Raw genomic sequence first — 22,288 nt, forward strand, 5'->3', positions numbered from 1 at the left:
GACGGATGAACGTCCGCCGAGCAATGATCGTTTCGGACAGGTTGGCGCCCTTGTTTACGGGCATTAGTGTGGTGATCGTCGTCGATGATGTTTGCACCACCGGCGCAACTCTCGCGGAGGCGACCCGTGCGGTCCGAGCCGCGGGAGGGCGAGTCGAGGCGGCGGCTGTGGTGGCCGCGACCGCCCGGCGGCGCGCGACGGAGCAGGAGCATCGACGGCTTGGTCGGCCGGATGGGTGCCCACCCCTCCGGCATGGCGCAATGGATGGAGTTCTGCGTGGACATTGTCGTCAAGGGCCGCAAGACCGAGGTACCCGAGCGTTTTCGCAGGCACTGTGTCGAGAAGCTGGAGAAGATCCGCAAGCTCGACGACAAGGTGATCAGCGTTGACGTGGAGGTCTCCAAGGAGCGGAACCCGCGGCTGGCGGAGCGTTCGGACCGGGTGGAGATCACGTTGAACACGCGTGGTCCCGTCATCCGGGGCGAAGCCGCCGCGTCCGACCCATACGCCGCACTCGACATGGCGTGCGCGAGACTCGAGGCGCAGTTGCGCAAGGCCGCCGACCGGCGGCGCGTGCACCATGGTCACCGCTCCCCCGTATCGGTGGGCGCGGCCACTGCGGAGATCAATCACGCCGATCGGCTCAATGGGGCCGTGGTGGCGTCCGCGGAAGACATCGAGGCTGTGAAGAACGGCGAATTGAGGCCCCAGCCGCACATGGCGGGCCCGATCGAGGTAGACGGCGAAGGCCCCCTCGTGGTTCGCGAGAAGGTACACGCCGGGCGTCCGATGGCGCTCGACCAGGCGCTGTACGAGATGGAGTTGGTAGGCCACGACTTCTATCTGTTCATCGATTCGAGCACCAAGTGGCCGAGCGTGGTGTACCGCCGGCATGGCTACGACTACGGTGTGATCCACCTCAAGCCCGAGGACCGCGAGGACGGCGGACCGCAGTAGCAGCGGTCGGGCCGTCCCGTCGCGCCCTCCGGCGGTCATCCGACGCCGAAACCCCTCGGGGTTTCGGCGTCGGTTGCGTCCTCGACCCTGGCGTTCCCTGGCGAAAGTTCCGCTTCGCAAGTACGTTCCGCACATAACACCCATCAGGGCCTGGCGTCGTGGCGATCACGTGGGATCATGTCCTGGACACGGATCGTGCCGACCCAGGGGGGAAACACGGTGGGTGAACAGTCTGTTCCGACCCGCGTGGACCACGGCTCAGCGGGCGAACCGATTCGCGTGCTGGTGGTCGACGACCACGATCTGTTTCGCCGGGGTCTGGACATCGTGCTCGCGCCCGAACCGGACATCACGGTGGTGGGCGAGGCGGGGGACGGCGCCGAGGCGCTGGAAGCCGCACAGGATCTGCTGCCCGACATCATCCTGATGGACGTCCGGATGCCCAGACGCGGCGGCATCGAGGCGTGTACGGCGATCAAGGAAGTCGCGCCCAGCACGCAGATCATCATGCTGACGATGAGTGAGGAAGAGGCCGACCTCTACGACGCGATCAAGGCCGGCGCGACCGGCTACCTGCTCAAGGAGATCTCGCACGGCGAAGTGGCCTCGGCGATTCGCGCGGTGGCCGACGGGCAGTCGCAGATCAGCCCGTCGATGGCGGTCAAGCTGCTGACCGAGTTCAAGTCGATGAGCCGGCGCGACGACGAACGACGCCTGGTGCCGGCGCCACGGTTGACCGATCGCGAGATCGAGGTGCTGCGTCTGGTGGCCACCGGGCGCAACAATCGCGACATCGCCAAGCAGTTGTTCATCAGCGAGAACACGGTCAAGAACCACGTGCGCAACATCCTGGAGAAGCTCCAGCTGCACTCACGCATGGAGGCCGTGGTCTACGCGATGCGGGAGAAGATCCTGGAGATCGGCGACTAGATCCCGCACGCGGGCCGGCCGGGCCACCCGGTCGGCCTCGGGCGCCGGCCGCGCTGTCGGATGGCTCGGCCGGCGGGTGGGGTCGGCGTGGCGTAGGGGATCGGTGTGGCGTCGGGTCAGCCGGCGAGCAGGGCGTTCAGGGGTGCGCGGGTGGTTTCGTGGTCGATCTGCTCGATCCGGACATCCTCGCAGCCCACCCAGCGTGCGGCCTCGCGCAGCGCGTCGGCCGCGGCCGCGAGCGTGCGCTCGCCGACCCTGGCGCCGGCCTCGAAGGACAACCGCCGGGCCACCAGCGTGCGTCCCTCGCGCGCCGGGTCCACCCGACCGACCAGACGCCCGCCCGCGAGCAGCGGCATCACGAAGTAGCCGTGCACCCGCTTGGCGGCCGGCACGTACGCCTCCAGGCGGTGCTCGAAGCCGCCGAACACCCTTGCCGTGCGCGGTCGGTCCCACACCAGCGCGTCGAACGGCGACAGCAGCGTGGTGCGGTGGCGACCGCGTAGGGGAGCGGCCAGCGCGTCGGGATCGGCCCAGGTGCCCTCGCGTGCGGCCCGCTCGCCCCAGCCCGCGACGGTGACCGGGATCAGGCCGCTGTCCGGGAGCGCGGCGTCCACCTGGGCCCGGGTCAGTCGGTACTGGTCCATCAGGTCGGCCCGGGTGGCCACGCCCAGCTGCCGGCCGGCCAGGGCGACCAGGCGGCGCACACACTCGGCGTCGTCGGGCTCCTCGGCGAGCAGGGCCGGCGGGATCACCCGCTCCGGCAGGTCGTACACCCGCTTCCAGCTCTCGCGGCGCACGCAGACCACGTCACCGAAGGCGAGCGCGCGTTCGGCCGCGATCTTGGTCTCGCTCCAGTCCCACCACTCGCCCTTGTTCTTGGCGCCGCCCAGGCCGGTGGCGGTCAGCGGACCCTCGGCGCGCAGCCGTTCCAGGATGGTCTTGTAGGCGTCCTCGGCGACCTGATGGCCCCACAGCCGGCCGCGCCCGCGGTAGTGCCGACGGCGGAAGGCGAAGTCCGGCCAGGTGGACATCGGCAGCACACAGGCCGCGTGCGACCAGTACTCGAAGGCCGTCGTGCCGTTCCAGTAGGCGCTCTCGACGGCCGGTCGGCCGACCGGGCCCAGGCGGGCGTACGGCACCAGTTCGTGTGAGCGGGCCAGGGTCGAGATGGTGTCGAGCTGCACCGCGCCGAGCGAGTGCAGCACGCCGAGTACGCCCGCGCGGCGGTCGGGTGCGCCCAGGAGACCCTGGGCGGCCAGCACGATCCGGCGGGCCTCGTCGGCGGTCAACTCGATGCTCGGCGCGATGGTCGGCGAAGAGGTCATGCCCGCCACCTTAGAACGTGTGTTCGCATCAGGTGTCCGTGGCGAGCCGGGCGTGCAGGTGTACGTCGGTGAAGGGCTCGGCGGCGCCGATGACGCAGTCCCGGAGTACTCCTTCGAGTGCATATCCGGCCGCGTTCGCGACCGCGCACGAGGCGGCGTTGCCCACCGCGTGCCGCAGTTCCACCCGGTGCAGGTCCAGTGCGCCGAACGCCCACCGGGTCACCGCGCCCACCCCGTGCCGGGCCACACCACGACCGCGCGCGCTCGCGAGCGTCCAGTAGCCGATCTCGCCCGTGCGCCGTTTCGGGACGATGTTCTTGAGTGCCACATGGCCGTGGACCTCGCCCGTCACCGCGTCCATCACCGCGAACGAGGCGCTCTCCCCGGTTGCCCACCGCTTTGTGCGGGCGGCCAGCCACGCGTGCGGATCACCGTCCGTCGGCGCCGCCATCCAGCGGGTGATCCCGGGATCGGCGAGGGCATCGCCGACCACCTCGACGTCGTGTTCGTTCCAGGGCCGGAGCTGAAAGCGCCCCGCCGCGATCTCCACAGGTTCCATGCCGGTCACTGTGCCGGCCCGCGAGGCTCGATCCCGGCTTGCCTCCTCGCATACGATGGCCGTATCGGCGGGACGGGCCCCGCCGTGCCGTCACGTCCGAAAGGCGGGCGGGCGCCGTCGGGCAAGGAGCTCATCCAGCGTGTCTATCTTCGACAAGGTCCTGCGCGCCGGCGAGGGCAAAATCCTGCGCAAGCTCAACCGCATCGCAGATCAGATCGAGTCGATCGAAGATGACTTCAAGGACCTCTCCGATGCCGAGCTTCGGGCACTGACGGACGAGTACAAGCAGCGCTACGCCGACGGGGAGACCCTCGACGACCTGCTTCCGGAAGCCTTCGCCACCGTTCGCGAGGCCGCCCGCCGCACCCTGGGCCAGCGGCACTACAAGGTGCAGCTGATGGGTGGTGCCGCACTGCACCTGGGCAACATCGCCGAGATGCGCACCGGCGAGGGCAAGACCCTCGTCTCCACGCTGCCCGCCTACCTGAACGCGATCGCCGGCGAGGGCGTGCACGTGGTCACGGTCAACGACTACCTCGCCGAGCGCGACTCGGAGTGGATGGGACGCGTCCACCGCTTCCTGGGCCTGACCGTCGGCTGCATCCTGGCCAACATGCCGCCGCACGAGCGCCGCAAGGCGTACGGCTACGACATCACCTACGGCACCAACAACGAGTTCGGCTTCGACTACCTGCGCGACAACATGGCGTGGTCGTCCGAAGAGCTGGTGCAGCGCGGCCACTTCTTCGCGGTGGTCGACGAGGTCGACTCGATCCTGGTCGACGAGGCCCGCACGCCGCTGATCATCTCCGGCCCGGCCGACCAGGCCACGAAGTGGTACGCCGACTTCGCCAAGATGGTCAAGCGGCTCAAGCGCGGCGAGGCGGCCAACCCGCTCAAGGGCATCGAGGAGACCGGCGACTACGACGTCGACGAGAAGAAGCGCACCGTCGCGATCCACGAGTCCGGCGTCAGCCGGGTCGAGGACTACCTGGGCATCGACAACCTCTACGAGGCGGTCAACACCCCGCTGGTCGGCTACCTGAACAACGCCATCAAGGCGAAGGAGCTGTACAAGCGGGACAAGGAATACGTGGTCGTGGACGGCGAGGTGCTCATCGTCGACGAGCACACCGGCCGCATCCTCGCCGGTCGCCGCTACAACGAGGGCATGCACCAGGCGATCGAGGCCAAGGAGGGGGTGGACATCAAGGACGAGAACCAGACCCTGGCCACCGTCACCCTCCAGAACTTCTTCCGCCTGTACAAGAAGCTCGGCGGCATGACCGGTACGGCGATGACCGAGGCCGCCGAGTTCCACCAGATCTACAAGCTCGGCGTGGTACCCATCCCCACCCACCGCTCGGTGCAGCGCGTGGACCAGTCCGACCTCGTGTACAAGACCGAGGAGGCCAAGTTCAACGCGGTCGTGGACGACATCACGCAAAAGCACGAGAAGGGCCAGCCGGTCCTGGTCGGCACCACCAGCGTGGAGAAGTCCGAGTACCTCTCCGCCCAGTTGCGCAAGCGCGGCGTGCCGCACGAGGTGCTCAACGCCAAGCACCACGAGCGCGAGGCGCAGATCGTCGCGCAGGCGGGGCGCAAGGGCGCGGTCACGGTGGCCACCAACATGGCCGGCCGAGGCACCGACATCATGCTCGGCGGCAACCCCGACCACCTCGCCGCGGCCGAACTCGCCCAGCGCGGGCTCACCCCGACCGAGACGCCGGAGGAGTACGAGGCCGCCTGGCCGGACGCGTTGGAGAAGGCCAAGAAGGCGGTCAAGGCCGAGCACGAGGAGGTCTCCGAGCTCGGTGGCCTGTACGTGCTGGGCACCGAGCGGCACGAGTCCCGCCGGATCGACAACCAGCTGCGCGGTCGTTCCGGCCGTCAGGGCGACCCCGGCGAGTCGCGCTTCTACCTCTCCCTCGGCGACGACCTGATGCGCCTGTTCAAGGCCAACATCGTCGAGCGCGTGCTGACCCTGGCCAACGTGCCGGAGGACCAGCCGATCGAATCGAAGATGGTCTCCAACGCGATCAAGTCCGCGCAGACCCAGGTCGAGCAGCAGAACTTCGAGATCCGCAAGAACGTGCTCAAGTACGACGAGGTGCTGAACCGCCAGCGCGAGGTGATCTACGGCGAGCGCCGCCGCGTGCTCGCGGGCGAGAACCTGCAGGAGCAGATCGGCCACTTCATCGACGACACCGTCGAGGCGTACGTGCACGGCGCGACCGAGGGTTTCGCCGAGGAGTGGGACCTGGAGAAGTTGTGGGCCAACCTCAAGCGCCTCTACCCGGTCAGCATCACGATCGAGGAGGTCGAGGAGGAGTTCGGCGACCGCTCCGACCTGGACACCGAGCAGCTCGTCGAACTGCTTCGGGCGGACGCCCAGGCCGCCTACGCGCTGCGTGAGGAAAAGCTCGGCGAGGAGGTCATGCGCGAGCTGGAGCGCCGGGTCATCCTCTCGGTGCTCGACCGCCGCTGGCGTGAGCACCTCTACGAGATGGACTACCTCCAGGAGGGCATCGGCCTGCGGGCGATGGCGCAGCGCGACCCGCTGGTGGAGTACCAGCGCGAGGGCTTCGACATGTTCAACGCCATGATGGAGGGCATCAAGGAGGAGTCGGTCGGCTACCTCTTCAACGTCGAGGTCGAGATCGAGCAGGTGCCCGAGGCGCCGAGCATCTCGATCGACAAGGCCGCGCCGCTGCCGGAGATCCACGCGAAGGGCCTGGACGCCCCGCAGCGACCGGCGCACCTGCAGTACACCGCGCCGACGATCGACGGCGAGGGCGGTGTGATCACCTCCGAGGAGAACTTCGACGAGGACGACGTCGAGGTCGACGAGGGTGCGACCCGCGCAGAGCGCAGGCGCGCGCAGCGCGCGAAGCGCAAGAAGAAGTAGGCGCTCCTCCCGGTTCGGCCGGCGCGGTGGGTCGGGGAGGGCGGCCGGCCAGTGGCCCGCCTGTCCTCGAACGCCGGACGAGCCGGAGGGTGCTGGGCAGGCCGGTGGTCGACGGCTTGCCCGATGGGATGGCCGACCCGAGGGTCCGGATCGCGGTTGCGGTCCGGGCCCTCGGGCGTTCGGGGCCGGGTCGGGGTCAGGTCAGGTTGTCGTGTTCCAGGGCCGTGCACAGCCAGGTGTCGGTGGGGTGGCGGGTGGGTGCGTCGCGTTCGAGGCGGAAGGCCAGGGTGAGGACCCAGGAGGCGGCGCGCAGGCGGGCGTAGCCCTCGGCGACGCCGTCGGCCGGGGTGCGACCGCCGCACGATTCCACGCTCAGCCGGCCGACCCGGCGGGCGGCGAGTCGGCGGACCAGGTGTTGCGTGGTGGCATAGACGGCGGTGGAGGCGTACGGACGCAGTTGGCCCACCGCCCGCAGGCCGGAGCCGATCTCGGCCAGCGCGTGGGCCAGCCGCCGGGCGCGCAGGCGGGCCTCGGTCGGGTCCGGCTCGGCCGGCGTGTGGATCAGCCGCAGCGCGGGCCGCGACACCGGTCGGGCGACGAAGCCGGGCTCGGGTGCGAGTGCGAGTGAGCCGTACACCCGTGCGGACCGGTGCGCGGGCGCGCCCGGCGGGAGCGGGTCGCGCCCGGGTCGGCCGGCCGGGGCCGGGTCGAAGGGGCTTTCGCCGGCGGGCGCGCGCACCACGTACAGGTGCGGTGGCGAAGTGGTGCGGGCGGTGTTCGTGTGGACCATGGGTCCTCCCCGAGAAGTGCCGAACATGAGGTACCCGACGCCGACGTGCCGGGTATGGGCGTGCCGCACTCGTTCCGCTCGTTCCCCCGACCGGGACGTGTGCAGGCACTTCCTAGCCGGCCCGCGACGCACGGTCAACCATTCGTTCGGCCGGCCCGGGGATTACGCTGACGCGTCGACTCACGCAATGTGGCGGTAGGTCGACCGTCGCCCCGGCTCCCGACGAACACGAAGGGATGTCGGGATTTCACTCGATTGGAGTCGCCCGATGCGCGTGTTCATCCCCACCACCCCCGAGGGTCTGGCCTCGGTGCACGCCGACGGCGGGATCGTCTCGGCGCCGTCGGCCGCCTACGCGGTCACCGACGCGTTTCGCGCCTGGTACGACAGCGGGGACGAGGAGGAGCTGGAGTACGGCGCGCTGACCCGGGCCGCCGAGGCCTCGTTGCGCCTGCTCGCGGCCGAGCCGGGGGCGCCGCGCCGGGTCGTGCTGGCGGCGGATGTGCCGGACGCGCTGGTGAGCGTGCGGGAGCAGGACGGGCCGGGCGCGGTCCTGGTGGACGCGACGGTGCCGCGCAAGCGGATCGCGGCGGTGCACATGGACACAGCCGACGCCGAGGGCGCGATCGCCGCGGCGCTGGCCGGCGGGCTCACCGACGAGCTGATCGAGGCGACCGAGGAGCACGAGCTGTTGTGGTTCGCGACACAGGAGCTTGCCGATCTGCTGTGAGCGCACCCACGGCACAATGAAGGTCCATGAAGAGTCGACCTCCGCACCTGGTCTGGGACTGGAACAGCACGCTGTTCCATGACATGGACGCGATCATCGCGGCCACCAACGCCTCGTTCGCACTGCTCGGGCTGCCGCCGATGACGCTGGAGCGCTATCGCGAGCTCTATTGCGTGCCCGTGCCGAAGTTCTACGAGAAGGTCACCGGCCGGGTCCCCGATCCGGCCGAGTGGGTCCTGCTCGACGACGCCTTCCAGGAGGTCTACGCCGCGCACAGCGCACTGTGCGAGCTCGCCCGCGGTGCGGACGAGTTGCTGCACGCCTGGCAGCGCGAGGGCGGTACGCAGTCGTTGTTGTCGTTGACCGCGCACGAGGCGCTGATGCCGTTCGTGCGCCGGTTCGGCATCGAGGAACGCTTCGTCCGGGTCGACGGGCGGGTGGGTCCGCCCGGTGGGGGCAAGGCCGAGCACCTGGTGCGGCACCTGGCCGCACTGCGCCGGGATCCGGCCGAGGTGGTGCTGATCGGCGACGCCGCGGACGATGCGGCGGCCGCGCTGCACGTGGGCGCGCGGGCGGTGCTGTACGCGGGCGGTTCGCACGCGCGGGCCAGTCTGGAGCAGGTCGGCGTGCCGGTGGTGGACTCGCTCGCGGACGCGGTGGAGCTGGCGCGCACGTACTCGGGTTGAGGCGCGCGGGCGCGGTGGGGCGCATCGATTGTCCGGTTCGTGGGCACTGCGCATCCATGGATGCTGTGACCCGGGTGCCCCGGCCGAGCAACGAACCCGTCCACGGCTACGCGCCGGGCTCTCCCGAACGGGAGCGCCTGACCGCGGCGCTGGCCGAGATGTCCGCCGAGCCGGTGGACCTGCCGCACACGATCGGCGGCGAGCATCGCATGGGGGCGGGCAAGCGCGTGCAGATCGTGCAGCCGCATCGGCGGGCGGGCGAACTCGGCACGCTGGCGAACGCGACCCACGACGACGCGCGGGCGGCGCTGGTCGCGGCGCGCGAGGCCGCGCCCGGCTGGCGTGCGCTGGACTTCGACGACCGCGCGGCGATCCTGCTCAAGGCCGCCGACCTGCTGGCCGGGCCGTGGCGCGAGACGATCGCCGCCGCGACCATGCTGGGTCAGGGCAAGACGGTGCAGCAGGCGGAGATCGACGCGCCGTGCGAACTGATCGACTTCTGGCGGTTCAACGTGCACTTCGCCCGGCGAATCATGGCCGAGCAGCCGATCAACTCGCCCGGGGTGTGGAACCGGCTGGATCACCGGCCGCTGGAAGGCTTCGTGTACGCGGTCACGCCATTCAACTTCACCGCCATCGCGGGCAACCTGCCCACCGCGCCCGCGCTGATGGGCAACGTGGTGCTGTGGAAGCCCTCGCCCACCCAGGCGTTGGCCGCGCATCACCTGATGCGGCTCCTGGAGGCCGCCGGGCTGCCGCCGGGAGTGATCAACCTGCTGCACGGCGACGGCGTCGCGGTCTCCGACGTCGCGCTGACCGACCCGGACTTCGCCGGGCTGCACTTCACCGGGTCGGCCGCGACGTTCAAGCACCTGTGGCGCACCGTGGGCACGAACCTGGACACCTACCGCGGCTATCCGCGGATCGTCGGTGAGACCGGCGGCAAGGACTTCGTGGTCGCGCACCCCAGCGCCGACCACGACGTGCTGCGGACCGCGCTGGTGCGCGGCGCGTTCGAGTACCAGGGGCAGAAGTGCTCGGCCGCCTCGCGCGCCTACATCCCGCGCTCGATCTGGGAGAGCGGCTTCCGGGACGCATTCCTGGCCGAGGTGGACGGCCTGTCGATGGGCGACGTGACCGATCTGCGGCACTTCATGGGTGCGGTGATCGACGAGCGCGCGTTCGCCAGGCTCAAGACGGCCATCGACCGGGCACACGCCGCCGACGGCCTGCTGGTCCTGGCGGGCGGGACCTACGACGACTCGGTCGGCTGGTTCGTGCGGCCCACCGTGGTGCTTGCCGAGGACCCGTGGGACGAGGTGTTCACCACCGAGTACTTCGGGCCGCTCCTGGGTGTGCACGTGTACGAGGACCGCGACTGGGACGCGATGTTGCGGCAGATGGAGTCGGCCGCGCCGTACGCGCTCACCGGTTCGGTGATCGCCCGCGATCGGCGTGCGTTGGCCGAGGCCTCGGGCCTGCTGCGGTTCGCGGCCGGCAACTTCTACCTCAACGACAAGCCCACCGGCGCGGTGGTGGGCCAACAGCCGTTCGGAGGTGCCCGGGCGTCCGGGACCAACGACAAGGCGGGCGCGATGCAGAACCTGATGCGGTGGACCAGCACCCGCACGATCAAGGAGACCTTCGACCCGCCGACCGACTACCGCTACCCGCACATGGGCTGAGCGCTGCACGCCCGGGCCGACCCCTCAGGCCGGCGCCTTGGCCCGCAGGACCTGGACGAACTCGCGCATCCAGGCCGGGTGGTCGACCCAGCTGCGGGCGGAGACCAAGGTGCCGTCGACGACCGCCTCGCCGTCCACCCAGGTGCCGCCCGCGGCCCTGACGTCCGGTGCGATCGCCGGGTAGGCGGCGGTCCGGCGCCCGGCCAGCATGCCTGCGGCGGCGGCGATCAGCGGGCCGTGACAGATCTGCGCGACCGGCTTGTCCGCCTCGAAGAAGTGCCGCACCAGGCGCTGTACGACCGGGTTGTTGCGCAGGTACTCCGGAGCCCGACCGCCCGGCAGCACCAGGGCGACGTAGTTCTCCGGCTGCACCTCCACGAACGCGAAGTCGGCCGGCCAGGTGTAGCCGGGCCGCTCGATGAAGGTGTCGAAGCCTTCGACGAAGTCGTGCACGACGAAGCCGAGCTTCTTGCGCGAGGGTCCGGCCACGTGCACGTCGTACCCCTCCTCGCGCAGGCGCTGGTACGGATAGAGCACCTCCAGCGACTCCGCCGCGTCGCCGGTGATCAGCAGCACCTTCTTGGCCATGACGATCGTCTCCCCACCGAGTTCGTCCCGCCGTGCGTTGCGTCCCGCGCCAGGGCCGGCGCCCAGCCTCCACGGTGCCCCGGGCGCTGCCTCGGGGGCAATGGGTACGAGGTGTCCGGAGCGACCGGGCAATTACTTACAGCCTGATCCAAGGTCCCCTCTCGGCGGTCGGGGGGCACGCGAGTAGCCTGACGATGCGGCGACGCCGCGCGGCCGCGGGCCGGGACGACGGAGTCCCGGAACCACCGCGGGTCGGACGACGTCGCCTGAAACAGGTACTCGCGACAAAGCGGGTATCGGCAGTACACAGCCGGGCACGCCCGGGGACGGCAATGGTCACGCAACGGCGCGCGACAGGAGCGGCAGCATCATGCAGAGCAAGCTGGACGAGGCGAAGGCGGAGCTTCTCGCCCGAGCGGCGGAAGCGGCACGAGCGGCATCGTCACAGCACGGAGGCGGCGGGCCCGAGGGCCCGAACCGGGTGGACCTCGACGTCCTCCTGTCCCGCTATTACCGGCACACCGCACCCGACGACCTGATCGATCGCGATCCGGTCGACGTGTACGGGGCGGCGATCTCGCACTGTCGACTCGCGGCGGAGCGCCCCCAGGGCACCGCGCGGGTCCGGGCGTACACGCCCACGGTGGAGGAGAACGGCTGGGCCTCGGGGCACACCGTGGTCGAGGTGGTCACCGACGACATGCCCTTCCTGGTGGACTCGGTCACCAACGAACTCTCCCGCCAGGAACGCAGCATCCACGTGGTGATCCACCCGCAGCTCATCGTGCGGCGCACCATCGCCGGCGAGCTGCTGGAGATCGTGGACACCACGGACGCGCACGGTGTGCCCGAGGACGCGGTCCTCGAGTCCTGGATGCACATCGAGATCGACCGGGAGAGCGACCGCGAGGACCTGCGCTCGGTCGAGCTGGGTCTGCAGCGCATCATCAGCGACGTGCGCGAGGTGGTCGAGGACTGGGCCAAGATGCGCGACACCTCGCTGCGGTTGGCCGACGAGCTCGCCAACGACCCGCCGGCGACGCTGCCGGAGGAGGAGATCGGCGAGGCGTGGGAGCTGCTGCGCTGGCTCTCCGAGGATCACTTCACCTTCCTCGGGTACCGCGAGTACGACCTGGTGTGCGAGGACGACGAGGACGTGCTGCGGGCGGTGCCCGGTACCGGTCTCGGTATCCTGCGCGCCGACCAGGACCTGTCCGCGTCCTTCAGCCGGCTCTCCACCCGGGCGCGCGCGAAGGCCCGGGAAAAACAGCTGCTGATCCTGACCAAGGCCAATTCGCGGGCGACCGTGCACCGCTCGGCCTACCTCGACTACATCGGCGTGAAGAAGTTCGACGCGGCCGGCAACGTGATCGGCGAGCGTCGTTTCCTGGGGCTGTTCAGCTCCGCCGCGTACACCGACAGCGTCCAGCGCATCCCGGTGGTGCGCCGCAAGGTGCACGCGGTGCTGGACAAGGCCGGCTTCCCCCCGGTCAGCCACGACGGCCGGGACCTGCTGCAGATCCTGGAGACCTACCCGCGCGACGACCTGTTCCAGATCGCCGTGGACGAGCTGCACGACATCGTGATCAGCGTGCTCTACCTCCAGGAGCGCCGCCGGTTGCGGCTGTTCCTGCGCAAGGACGAGTACGGCCGGTTCTACTCGGCCCTGGTCTACCTGCCGCGCGACCGGTACACCACCGAGGTCCGACTCAAGATGCAGGACATCCTGCTCGCCGAGCTGGCCGGTTCGGTGGTCGACTACACCGCGCGCAACACCGAGTCCGTGCTCGCGCGCCTGCACTTCACCGTGCGCGTGCCCACCGGCGCCGAACTCGGCGACCCGGACGTGGACTACATCGAACGGCTGCTGTCCGAGGCCACCCGCTCGTGGATCGACGACTTCGGCGAGGCCCTCGTCGCCGAATGCGGCGAGGAGAGCGCGGCCGAACTGTCCCGCCGCTACGCGCACGCGTTCAGCGAGGGCTACAAGTCCGACTTCCCGCCCCGGACCGCGGTGGCCGACCTCAAGCGGATCGAGGAACTGACCCCCGAGGCGGACTTCAAGCTGCACCTGTACGAGCCGATAGGAGCACTGCCGGGCGAGCGGCGGTTCAAGATCTACCGCTCCGGTGGGCACGTGTCGCTCTCCGAGGTGTTGCCGATCCTGCAGCGCATGGGCCTGGAGGTCGTCGACGAGCGGCCCTACGAGCTGCGCCGCGCCGACGGGACCGTGGCGTGGGTGTACGACTTCGGCCTGCGCTACGACGCGTCGGCGATGTACGGGCAGCCCGAGGACGTCAAGGAGCTCTTCCAGGACGCGTTCTCGGCGACCTGGACCGGGCGCGCGGAGAACGACGGGTTCAACGCACTGGTCTTCCGGGCCGGGCTGACCTGGCGCCAGGCGATGGTGCTGCGCGCGTACGCCAAGTACCAGCGGCAGGCCGGGACCACCTTCGGGCAGGAGTACATCGAGGGTGTGCTGGTCTCCAACCCGCACACCACACGGCTGCTGGTGAACCTGTTCGAGGCCCGCTTCTCGCCGGGCCACCAGCAGGCCGGCACCGAGCTGGTGGACGGCATCGTCGAGGCCATCGAGGGTGCGCTGGACCAGGTGGCCAGCCTGGACGAGGACCGCATCCTGCGCTCGTTCCTGGCGATGGTCAAGGCGACCCTGCGGACCAACTTCTTCCAGCACCGCGAGGACGGCGAGGCGCACGACTACCTCTCGCTCAAGTTCGACCCGCAGGAGATCCCCGACCTGCCCGCGCCGCGGCCCAGGTTCGAGATCTTCGTCTACTCGCCCCGGGTCGAGGGCGTGCACCTGCGCTTCGGCGCGGTCGCGCGCGGCGGGCTGCGCTGGTCGGATCGGCGCGAGGACTTCCGCACCGAGATCCTGGGCCTGGTCAAGGCACAGATGGTGAAGAACACCGTGATCGTGCCGGTCGGTGCGAAGGGCGGCTTCTTCTGCAAGCAGCTGCCCGACCCCACGGACCGCGAGGCCTGGCTGGCCGAGGGCATCGCCTGTTACCGCACCTTCATCGGCGCGCTGCTCGACATCACCGACAACCTCGTCGACGGCGCGGTCGTGCCGCCGGCGGACGTGGTGCGCCACGACGCGGACGACACCTACCTGGTGGTGGCCGCGGACAAGGGCACCGCGACGTTCTCCGACATCGCCAACGAGGTGGCGCAGGCGTACGGCTTCTGGCTCGGCGACGCGTTCGCCTCCGGCGGCTCGGCGGGCTACGACCACAAGGGCATGGGCATCACCGCGCGCGGTGCGTGGGAGTCGGTCAAGCGGCACTTCCGCGAACTGGGTCACGACACCCAGACCGAGGACTTCACCGTGGTCGGCATCGGGGACATGTCCGGTGACGTGTTCGGCAACGGCATGCTGCTGTCCGAGCACATCCGGCTGCTCGCCGCCTTCGACCACCGGCACATCTTCCTGGACCCGAACCCGGACGCGGCGACCTCCTTCGCCGAGCGGCGCCGGTTGTTCGACCTGCCGCGCAGCTCGTGGGCCGACTACGACAAGGAGCTGATCTCGGCGGGCGGCGGCGTGTACCCGCGCACCGCCAAGTCGGTGCCGATCAACGCCCAGGTGCGCCAGGCGCTGGGACTGCCGGACGGGTTGATCCGGCTCACTCCGGCCGAGCTGATGAAGGCGATCCTGCAGAGCCCCGCGGACCTGTTCTGGAACGGCGGGATCGGCACCTACATCAAGTCGAGCGGCGAATCGCACGCCGACGTCGGCGACAAGGCCAACGACGCGATCCGGGTCAACGGCGCCGACCTGCGGGTCAAGGTCGTCGGCGAGGGCGGCAACCTGGGCTGCACCCAGCTGGGCCGGGTCGAGTTCGCGCTCGCGGGCGGGCGGATCAACACCGACGCGATCGACAACTCGGCGGGCGTGGACACCTCGGACCACGAGGTGAACATCAAGATCCTGCTCAACCAGGTCACCGCCGCCGGCGACATGACGCTCAAGCAGCGCAACGAGCTGCTCGCGGCCATGACGGACGAGGTCGGGCACCTGGTGCTGGCCGCCAACTACGGCCAGAACTGCGCGCTGGCCAACGCGGTCTCCCAGGCCGGCAGCCTGCTGCACGTGCACATGCGGTACATGCGCCGGCTGGTGCGGGACGGACACCTCAACCGGGAGATCGAGTTCCTGCCGACCGATCGGCAACTGCGCGAGCGGCAGCAGAACGGGCAGGCGCTGACCCAGCCCGAGCTGGCCGTGCTGCTGGCGTACACCAAGATCGTGATGGCGCAGGACCTGGTCGCCTCGGACCTGCCGGACGACCCGTTCCTGGCCCGGGAGTTGCACCGGTACTTCCCCAGCGCGCTGCGGGCGAGGTTCGTCGAGCAGATGGACCGGCACCCGCTGCGCCGGGACATCATCACCACCGTGGTGGTGAACGAGGTGGTCAACCTGGCCGGCCTCTCGTTCATGTTCCGCATGCGCGAGGAGACCGGCGCGTCGGCGGAGGAGGTCGCGCGGGCGCACATCACCGCGCGGGAGATCTTCGGCATCGACCGGATCATGGGTGCGATCGCGGCGCTGGACAACCAGGTCCCGGCCGAGACGCAGACCACGCTGCGGTTGCACAGTCGGCGGCTGATCGAGCGGGCCACCCGCTGGTTCCTGGGCAGCCGACGCGAGATCGACATCGCCGCGCAGGTGGAGTTCTTCCGCGACGGTGTGGCCGAGGTGATCGCACGTCTGCCCAAGCTGCTCCGCGGCTCGGACCTGGCCTGGATGGACGGGCTGTACGACGAGTTCACCGAGGCCGGCGTGCCGACCGAACTGGCCACCGCGGTGGCCGGGATGTCCTCGGCGTATGCGGCACTGGACATCGTCGAGGTGGCGGGCGAGTCCGAGCGTGCGGTGCTCGACGTCGCGCAGGTGTACTTCGACATCGCCGACCGGCTGCCGATCGCGCACCTGCTCGACCGGATCATCGAACTGCCGCGCAGCGACCGGTGGAAGTCGATGGCCCGGGCCTCGCTGCGGGAGGACCTGTACGCCGCGCAGGCCGGGCTCACCGCGGAGGTGCTCGGCTCCGGCGAGCCGGAGGACACCCCCGAGCTGCGGTTCAAGGCGTGGGAGCACAAGAACGCGCCGGTGCTCACCCGGGCGCGGTCCACGCTGGACGAGCTGCAGGAGGCGGAGAACTACGACCTCGCGACGCTCTCGGTCGCGATGCGGACGATCCGTACGCTGCTGCGGACCGGCAGCAAGAGCTGATCGCTGCACCGTGCCGTGCCCGGCAACCCGCCAGGCACGGCACGCGTGCCGCCGGCCCGGAACCCGAGTGGGTTCCGGGCCGGCGGCCTGTGCGGCGACGACTACGGTTCGAGCATCAGCAGCTCGTGGTGGCTGCGTTCGCGCACCGCCCACCAGCACGGCAGGTAGATCAGCGCGGGCAGACCGGCCACCAGGATCGACCAGGTCGGGCAGGCCATCAGCGCCGCCACCAGCGCGACGAACACGTGGATCAGGCCCACCGCGGCGGCGCGCGCCAGTGCCCCGGTGCCGCGCCGCATCGCGTCGCGCACGCCGGCCACACCCATGCCGCAGACCACCGCGATGCCCGCGCACAACACCGATGCGATCAGCAGCAGGTCGCCGAGCCCTTCCAGGCTCTTGCGATCGTCGCGAACCGCGAACGACATGATCGCCAGCGTGATCGCGGTCGCGCCCATCAGCACCGTTTCGATGGTCAGTGCGATCAGCAGGGTCCGCAGAAAACCGATTCGACGATTTCCCCTCATTGTTCCCCCGAAATGACGTTTGCCCCCCGTTCGGTACACCCCCGAGCCGGTTCCGAAGCGGCGGGGAGCACCCTACGCCTTCGGACGATGTCACACGGAATCGCGTTCCCGAAGTCGGATCCGTAACGATGGCGGCACGAAACACGGCACGAAACACAAAGGCCGCGGGGCGTCGTCCGGACGTTGCCGGACGGCCCCGCGGCCGTTGCCCACGACGCCACTTCGGCGTCGATGGTGTGCTCGATCCGCTCGGCTACTTCACGGCGCCCGCCATCACGCCCTGGACGAAGTAGCGCTGGAAGCTGAAGAAGACGATCACCGGGACGATCAGCGACAGGAAGGCGCCGGGCGCCAGCACGTCGATGTTGGCGCCGAACGCCCGGGATTGGGACTGCAACGCGACGGTCAGCGGCGCCGATTCGGTGTCCGCGTAGATCAACGCGATCAGCATGTCGTTCCACACCCACAGGAACTGGAAGATGCCCAGCGACGCGATCGCCGGCAGGCCCAGCGGCAGGATGACCCGGAAGAAGATGGTCAGGTCGGTGCCGCCGTCCATCCGGGCGGCCTCCAGCAGGTCGCGGGGGATGCCCGCGAAGTAGTTGCGCAACAGGAACACTGCGAACGGTAGGCCGAAGGCGACGTGGAACAACACCACGCCCAGGATGGTGCCGAACAGGCCGGTGTTGCCGTACAGCTTCGAGATCGGGATCAGCGCGACCTGTACCGGCACCACCAGCAGACCGACCACGATCAGGAACAGCCAGTCCCGACCGGGGAATTCCAGCCACGCGAAGGCGTAGGCCGCGAGCGAGCCGATCAGGATCACCAACAGCGTGCTGGGCACGGTGATCCAGATCGTGTTGAAGAACGCCCGGGTCATGTCCTTGTTGTCGAGCAGTTTGTCGTAGTTCGAGAAGGTCAGGTCGCTCGGCTTGCCCAGCACCTTCCACCAGCCGGACTTGCTCATCTCCTGCGGATCGCGCAGCGAGGAGACCAGCAGGCCGAACGTGGGCATCAGCCAGAACAGCGCGATCAGCACGAGCACGATCGCCGCCAGGCCGCCGCCGGTGCGGCCCACGATCCGCGAGGCGAGGCCGCGCTTGATGCCTCCCTCCCGGCCCGCCGGCGGTTGTCGAGGCTTCGTCAGGTCGGGGGCTGCGGACGCGCTCACCGGTTCTCCCTTCGGAAGCGGCGGATGTTGAACAACATCGCCGGCAGCACCAGCAGGAAGAGCAGGATGCCGATGGCACTGCCCAACCCCTGGTTGTTGCCGCCGCCGAAGGAGGCGATGTACATCTGCAGGGCCAGGACGTTGGCCTCCTTCTGCGACGAGCCCAGCGAGATGATGAACACCAGGTCGAAGATCTTGAGCACGTTGATCACCAGGGTGACCATCACCACCACCAGCACCGGGGCCAGCAGCGGGATGGTGACCCGGCGGAAGACCTGCCACTCGGTCGCGCCGTCCACCCGCGCGGCCTCCAGCGCGTCCCGCGGGATCGCGGCCAGGCCCGCCGCGATCAGCACCATCGCGAAGCCCGCCCACATCCAGATGTAGGCGCCGATGATCGCCGCGGTGATCAGGTTCGGCCCGAGCCAGTCGTAGCCGCCGAAGGACTTGGCGAAGTTGGCCTCGGTCAGCCGCATCTGCACCGGCCCCCCGCGGGCGGCGGAGGCGGGCATCGTGAACGAGCCGTCCTTGCCGGTGGTCGCGCTCGCGACGGTCTTCCCGCCGCGGACCGCCTCGACCTTGACCCCGGGCAGCCCCTTCTCGCCGGGATCGACCGCGCCGGGCTTGCCCGCGTTGCCCTTGGTGAAGTCGACCCACACCACGCCGCCGAGTCCGCCGGCGGGCGGCACGCCGGGCTTGGCTTCCCGCGCGTCGCCGGGAATCTTCTCCGGGGGCAGCGAGACCAGCGGCAGCAGCGCCGTGCCGCCGGGCTCGGTGCCGGCCCTGGTGATGAAGCCGCCGGCCTGCGGCGTGAGCACGGTGTCGTTGCGCGGACGGGCCCCCGGATACGGCGCGCCCTCGCTGAAGATGTCGTGCACGCTCGTGACCACCGCGTTGGCCACGCCCTGGTCGGGCTCGCGGTCGTAGACGAGCCGGAAGGTGATGCCCGCGGCCAACATGGACACGGCCATCGGCATGAAGACGATCAGCTTGAACGCCGTGGCGAACCTGACCCGCTCGGTCAGCACCGCGAAGATCAGACCGAGCGAGGTGACCGCGGCCGGCACCACCAGGACCCAGATCAGGTTGTTCTTGAGCGCGGTGAAGGTGTCGTCGTCGGTGAACAGTTCCTTGTAGTTGTCGATCCCCACGAAGTCCGACCAGCCGTCCGCGCCGAACAGGCTGCGCAGCAGCGACCACACGATCGGATAGGCGACCAGGACGGCGAGCATGACGATGGCCGGCAGCAGGAACAGCCAGCCCAACAGGGCGCCCGAACCGAGCCCGCGCGACTCGCGCGCGGGCATCGGCTTCGTCTTCTCGGGCACCGCGACCGGTACGGGTGCCTTGTCACTCATGACAGCGGATCACCCGCCCGCGTATGCCTTGGCGGCGTCCGCTTCGAGCTTGCTCTGCGCCCCGGCCACGTCCGAGGGGTTGCGCAGGAAGTCCTGGAGATCGCGCCACTCGCCCTCGCCCTTGGTGCCGCCGAAGGCGGCGGGTGCCTGGTCGGAGAGGTCGAAGCGGAAGTCGTCGCCCGCGGTGATCAGGTTCTCGGCGATCTTGCGCGTGGCGTTGTCGCGGTAGGACGCCATGCCCAGGTTCTTGTTCGGCGAGAGGTAACCACCCTGCTCCGCCCACACCTTGGCGGCTTCCGGCGAGGCCAGGTACTTCAGCAGCGCCTGTGCGCCGGGGGAGTCCTTCATCGCCACGGCCACGTCGCCGCCGGTGACCACCGGCGCCTTGCCGGTGCCGACCGCGGGGAACCCGAAGAACTTCGCCTCGGTGCCGATCTTGGCCTTGGTGTCCTTGAGGATGTTGGTGCCGATGAAGTCGCCGCCCGCGATCATCCCGGCCTTCGGCGGGTCGCCGAACACCTGCGGCACGGACGCGGGGAACTCGGTCTGGAGCACGCCGCCGCTGCCGCCGGGGAACCAGTCGCTCTTGCCGAAGACCTGGGCCAGGGTCTCCAGGGCGGTCTTGACCGTGGGATCGGTCCACGGGATTTGGTGCTTGGCCAACTGGTCGTACTTCTCCGGGCCGGCCTGGCTCAGATAGATGTTCTCGAACCAGTCGGTGAGCACCCACCCGTCGGCGCCGCCGATGGCGAACGGCGCCGTGCCCGAGTCGGAGATCAGCCCCGCGTTCTTGAGCAGGTCGTCCCAGGTCTTGGCCTCGGTCGCGCCCGCGTTCTCGTAGACCTTGGCGTTGTACCAGACCAGCGACTTGTTGGCGCCCTTGTAGTAGACGCCGTAGAGCTTGTCCTGGTACGAGCCGAGCTTTTGCCACTGGGACGAGAAGTTGGCCTGCACGGCCTGCTGCACGTCGGCCGCGAGTGGCTTGATCCAGCCCTTCTGGGCGAACTGCTGGAGTACGCCCGGCTGGGCCAGGAACGCGACGTCCGGCGGCGCGTTGCCCTCGACCCGCTGGCCCAGGAACGTGGAGGCGCTGTCGCCGGTGGGAATGAACTCGGTCTTGGCCCCGGTGCGCTTCTCGAAATCGGCGAGCACCTTCTTGAACGCCGCCTGCTCGTCGCCGGTCCACACCGCGGCGACGCTCACCGTGGTGCCGTCGAGCCGGGGTACGGCCGGCGCGCCGCTCCCGCCGGGCGTCGGGTCGTTCTTCTTGCCCTTGTCGTCACCGTCGTCGCTACAGGCCGCGAGACCCATGGCGAGCATCGAGGCGACCGCCAAGGCGCCCACGAACCGCTTCACGCATCCTCCGTTATGGACAGACCCGTCTCCGGGTCGAAGAAGTGCAGCCGGTCGGTTGCCACCCGCATCACCACGTCGGTGCCCTCGCGGGCCCGGGTACGCGGCCCGAAGCGGGCCACGAGCTCGGAATGCGCCGCGTCGGCGTCCGGCACCGTGTCCTCCGCGCCCACGTCGCGCGCCAGTTCCTGGACGTCCTCGGTGACCGCCGGGGGCGCGTCCACGCGCACGTGTACGAGCACCTCCGAGCCCATCGCCTCGACCAGGTCGGCCTCGGCGCGCAGGACCGTGCCCTCGGCGGGCTCGGCGCCCTCCAGGGCGGTGTCGTACAGGTCCTCCGGGCGGATGCCGACGATCAGCGGGCGGGCGTGGTAGCCGGCCAGTGCCGGGCGCGCGGCGAGCACGTCGGGGTGCACGGTCAACCGTTGGCTGCCGATGTCCACCGTGGTGCCGCCCGCGTCGTCGCGCTTCAGGGTCCCGGTCATCAGGTTCATCGCGGGCGAACCGATGAAACCGGCCACGAACAGATTGACCGGGTGGTCGTACAACTCCTGCGGCGGGGCGACCTGCTGCAGGACCCCCTTCTTCATCACCGCGACCCGATCGCCGAGGGTCATCGCCTCGGTCTGATCGTGCGTCACATACAGCGTGGTGACCCCGAGTTCGCGGGTCAGTCGGGCGATCTGGGCGCGCATCTGCACGCGTAGCTTCGCGTCGAGATTGGACAGCGGTTCGTCCATCAGGAACGCCTGCGGCTCCCGCACGATCGCCCGGCCCATCGCCACCCGTTGGCGCTGGCCGCCGGAGAGTTGCCGCGGTTTTCGGCCGAGGTGCTCCTCCAGGCCCAGGGTCCGGGCCGCCCTGTCGACCCGTTCGCGGATCTCGTTCTTGGGCAACTTCCGCAATCGAAGCCCGAATCCGATGTTGTCCCGGACATTCAGATGCGGATACAGCGCGTAGCTCTGGAACACCATCGCCACGTCCCGATCGCGCGAGGGAATGCGATTGACGACCCGGTCGCCGATGCTGATCGTGCCCTCGCTGATCTCCTCCAGGCCGGCGACCATCCGTAACGCGGTGGTCTTGCCGCATCCCGACGGGCCTACCAGAACCAGGAACTCACCATCCTCGACGGCGAGATCGAGCGAGGTGACCGCTCGAGTGCCGTCCGTATACAGCTTTCCGACTCCATCCAGAACCACTTCCGCCACGAAATCCCCCGAGGATGGACAGATGCCGCCTTCTGATGTCCTGTGGTACGCCTGGTGTGGCGCTCGCCACAAGCCTTGCCCCGTGCAACGAGCTCTATTCGTGACTTTTGATCATCACTGCGTGATCAGCCGGCGGGTGCCGGTCGCGCTCCGTATGCTGAGCGGGCCGCGACTGGCGTACGCGTGGGATCGACCACGAGGAAGCGGCGGTTCCACCGACGAGGTGTCGTCCGCCTGGGCACCCGGATCACAT

At 69.6% G+C, this 22,288-nt stretch carries 17 protein-coding genes and 1 riboswitch; of the genes, 8 read left to right on the forward strand and 9 right to left on the reverse strand.

The annotated features are described in order from the left end of the window. Positions 1 to 23 precede the first annotated feature (23 nt). The 3 genes from ACZOOI_RS18635 to ACZOOI_RS18645 all read left to right on the forward strand — a co-directional run bounded on the left by ACZOOI_RS18635 (position 24) and on the right by ACZOOI_RS18645 (position 1,887). Complete coding sequence (locus ACZOOI_RS18635) at positions 24 to 389, forward strand: phosphoribosyltransferase family protein (protein WP_465281233.1); 366 nt, start codon at positions 24 to 26, stop codon at positions 387 to 389. Beyond that, positions 277 to 957, forward strand: coding sequence for a ribosome hibernation-promoting factor, HPF/YfiA family (gene hpf, locus ACZOOI_RS18640; RefSeq protein ID WP_355539874.1), 681 nt, complete (start codon positions 277 to 279; stop codon positions 955 to 957). Before ACZOOI_RS18635 ends, hpf begins: the two co-directional genes overlap by 113 nt. Positions 958 to 1,176: 219 nt before the next feature. Next, positions 1,177 to 1,887 carry a response regulator gene (locus ACZOOI_RS18645; RefSeq protein WP_052174179.1) on the forward strand — a complete coding sequence of 237 codons (711 nt, stop codon included), beginning with the start codon at positions 1,177 to 1,179 and terminating at the stop codon, positions 1,885 to 1,887. Between the two features lie 116 nt (positions 1,888 to 2,003). Here ACZOOI_RS18645 and ACZOOI_RS18650 read toward each other — a convergent pair whose 3' ends face one another. Together ACZOOI_RS18650 and ACZOOI_RS18655 are read right to left on the reverse strand one after the other, a co-directional pair. After that, entirely contained in the window at positions 2,004 to 3,212 is a 1,209-nt protein-coding gene (locus ACZOOI_RS18650) for a winged helix-turn-helix domain-containing protein (RefSeq protein WP_465276931.1), read from the reverse strand. A gap of 28 nt (positions 3,213 to 3,240) precedes the next feature. Beyond that, positions 3,241 to 3,771 carry a GNAT family N-acetyltransferase gene (locus tag ACZOOI_RS18655; RefSeq protein ID WP_465276932.1) on the reverse strand — a complete coding sequence of 177 codons (531 nt, stop codon included), beginning with the start codon at positions 3,769 to 3,771 and terminating at the stop codon, positions 3,241 to 3,243. Between the two features lie 139 nt (positions 3,772 to 3,910). On the opposite strand from ACZOOI_RS18655, the gene secA reads away from it, so the two are divergent. Beyond that, positions 3,911 to 6,679 carry a preprotein translocase subunit SecA gene (gene secA / locus ACZOOI_RS18660; protein ID WP_465276933.1) on the forward strand — a complete coding sequence of 923 codons (2,769 nt, stop codon included), beginning with the start codon at positions 3,911 to 3,913 and terminating at the stop codon, positions 6,677 to 6,679. A gap of 196 nt (positions 6,680 to 6,875) precedes the next feature. Here secA and ACZOOI_RS18665 read toward each other — a convergent pair whose 3' ends face one another. After that, positions 6,876 to 7,469, reverse strand: a complete 594-nt coding sequence (locus ACZOOI_RS18665) for an Rv3235 family protein (protein ID WP_465276934.1) — start codon at positions 7,467 to 7,469, stop codon at positions 6,876 to 6,878. A 268-nt stretch (positions 7,470 to 7,737) separates the two neighbouring features. Here ACZOOI_RS18665 and ACZOOI_RS18670 point away from each other — a divergent pair, with 268 nt between their 5' ends. The 3 genes from ACZOOI_RS18670 to pruA are packed head-to-tail and all read left to right on the forward strand — an operon-like array spanning position 7,738 to position 10,570. Next, a complete protein-coding gene (locus ACZOOI_RS18670) occupies positions 7,738 to 8,199 on the forward strand; it encodes a DUF6912 family protein (protein ID WP_465276935.1) in 462 nt (153 codons plus the stop codon). Positions 8,200 to 8,225: 26 nt separating this feature from the next. Next, positions 8,226 to 8,885, forward strand: coding sequence for an HAD family hydrolase (locus tag ACZOOI_RS18675; RefSeq protein ID WP_465276936.1), 660 nt, complete (start codon positions 8,226 to 8,228; stop codon positions 8,883 to 8,885). A gap of 56 nt (positions 8,886 to 8,941) precedes the next feature. Further along, positions 8,942 to 10,570 (forward strand): L-glutamate gamma-semialdehyde dehydrogenase, encoded by a 1,629-nt coding sequence (pruA, locus tag ACZOOI_RS18680; protein ID WP_465276937.1) that lies wholly within the window; start codon positions 8,942 to 8,944, stop codon positions 10,568 to 10,570. 24 nt (positions 10,571 to 10,594) lie between these two features. Here pruA and ACZOOI_RS18685 read toward each other — a convergent pair whose 3' ends face one another. Continuing rightward, positions 10,595 to 11,158 (reverse strand): DJ-1/PfpI family protein, encoded by a 564-nt coding sequence (locus ACZOOI_RS18685; protein WP_465276938.1) that lies wholly within the window; start codon positions 11,156 to 11,158, stop codon positions 10,595 to 10,597. Positions 11,159 to 11,528: 370 nt separating this feature from the next. Between ACZOOI_RS18685 and ACZOOI_RS18690 the strand changes: the two genes are divergently transcribed. Continuing rightward, a complete protein-coding gene (locus ACZOOI_RS18690) occupies positions 11,529 to 16,412 on the forward strand; it encodes an NAD-glutamate dehydrogenase (protein WP_465276939.1) in 4,884 nt (1,627 codons plus the stop codon). 101 nt (positions 16,413 to 16,513) lie between these two features. Here ACZOOI_RS18690 and ACZOOI_RS18695 read toward each other — a convergent pair whose 3' ends face one another. From ACZOOI_RS18695 to ACZOOI_RS18715, 5 genes are all read right to left on the reverse strand, one after another. Beyond that, a complete protein-coding gene (locus tag ACZOOI_RS18695; RefSeq protein ID WP_465276940.1) occupies positions 16,514 to 16,939 on the reverse strand; it encodes a hypothetical protein in 426 nt (141 codons plus the stop codon). 253 nt (positions 16,940 to 17,192) lie between these two features. Beyond that, positions 17,193 to 18,089, reverse strand: coding sequence for a carbohydrate ABC transporter permease (locus ACZOOI_RS18700; protein ID WP_465281234.1), 897 nt, complete (start codon positions 18,087 to 18,089; stop codon positions 17,193 to 17,195). Between the two features lie 20 nt (positions 18,090 to 18,109). Continuing rightward, on the reverse strand, positions 18,110 to 19,471 hold the full coding sequence (locus ACZOOI_RS18705; protein ID WP_465276941.1) for an ABC transporter permease: 1,362 nt from the start codon (positions 19,469 to 19,471) through the stop codon (positions 18,110 to 18,112). Between the two features lie 9 nt (positions 19,472 to 19,480). Next, positions 19,481 to 20,827 carry an ABC transporter substrate-binding protein gene (locus ACZOOI_RS18710; protein WP_465276942.1) on the reverse strand — a complete coding sequence of 449 codons (1,347 nt, stop codon included), beginning with the start codon at positions 20,825 to 20,827 and terminating at the stop codon, positions 19,481 to 19,483. Next, positions 20,824 to 22,035, reverse strand: coding sequence for an ABC transporter ATP-binding protein (locus ACZOOI_RS18715; protein ID WP_465276943.1), 1,212 nt, complete (start codon positions 22,033 to 22,035; stop codon positions 20,824 to 20,826). The genes ACZOOI_RS18710 and ACZOOI_RS18715 overlap by 4 nt, the downstream gene beginning before the upstream one ends. Positions 22,036 to 22,193: 158 nt before the next feature. Beyond that, positions 22,194 to 22,282, forward strand: a riboswitch (ZMP/ZTP riboswitch). Positions 22,283 to 22,288: the final 6 nt, after the last annotated feature.

The sequence above is a fragment of the Embleya sp. L77 genome, assembly GCF_055557415.1.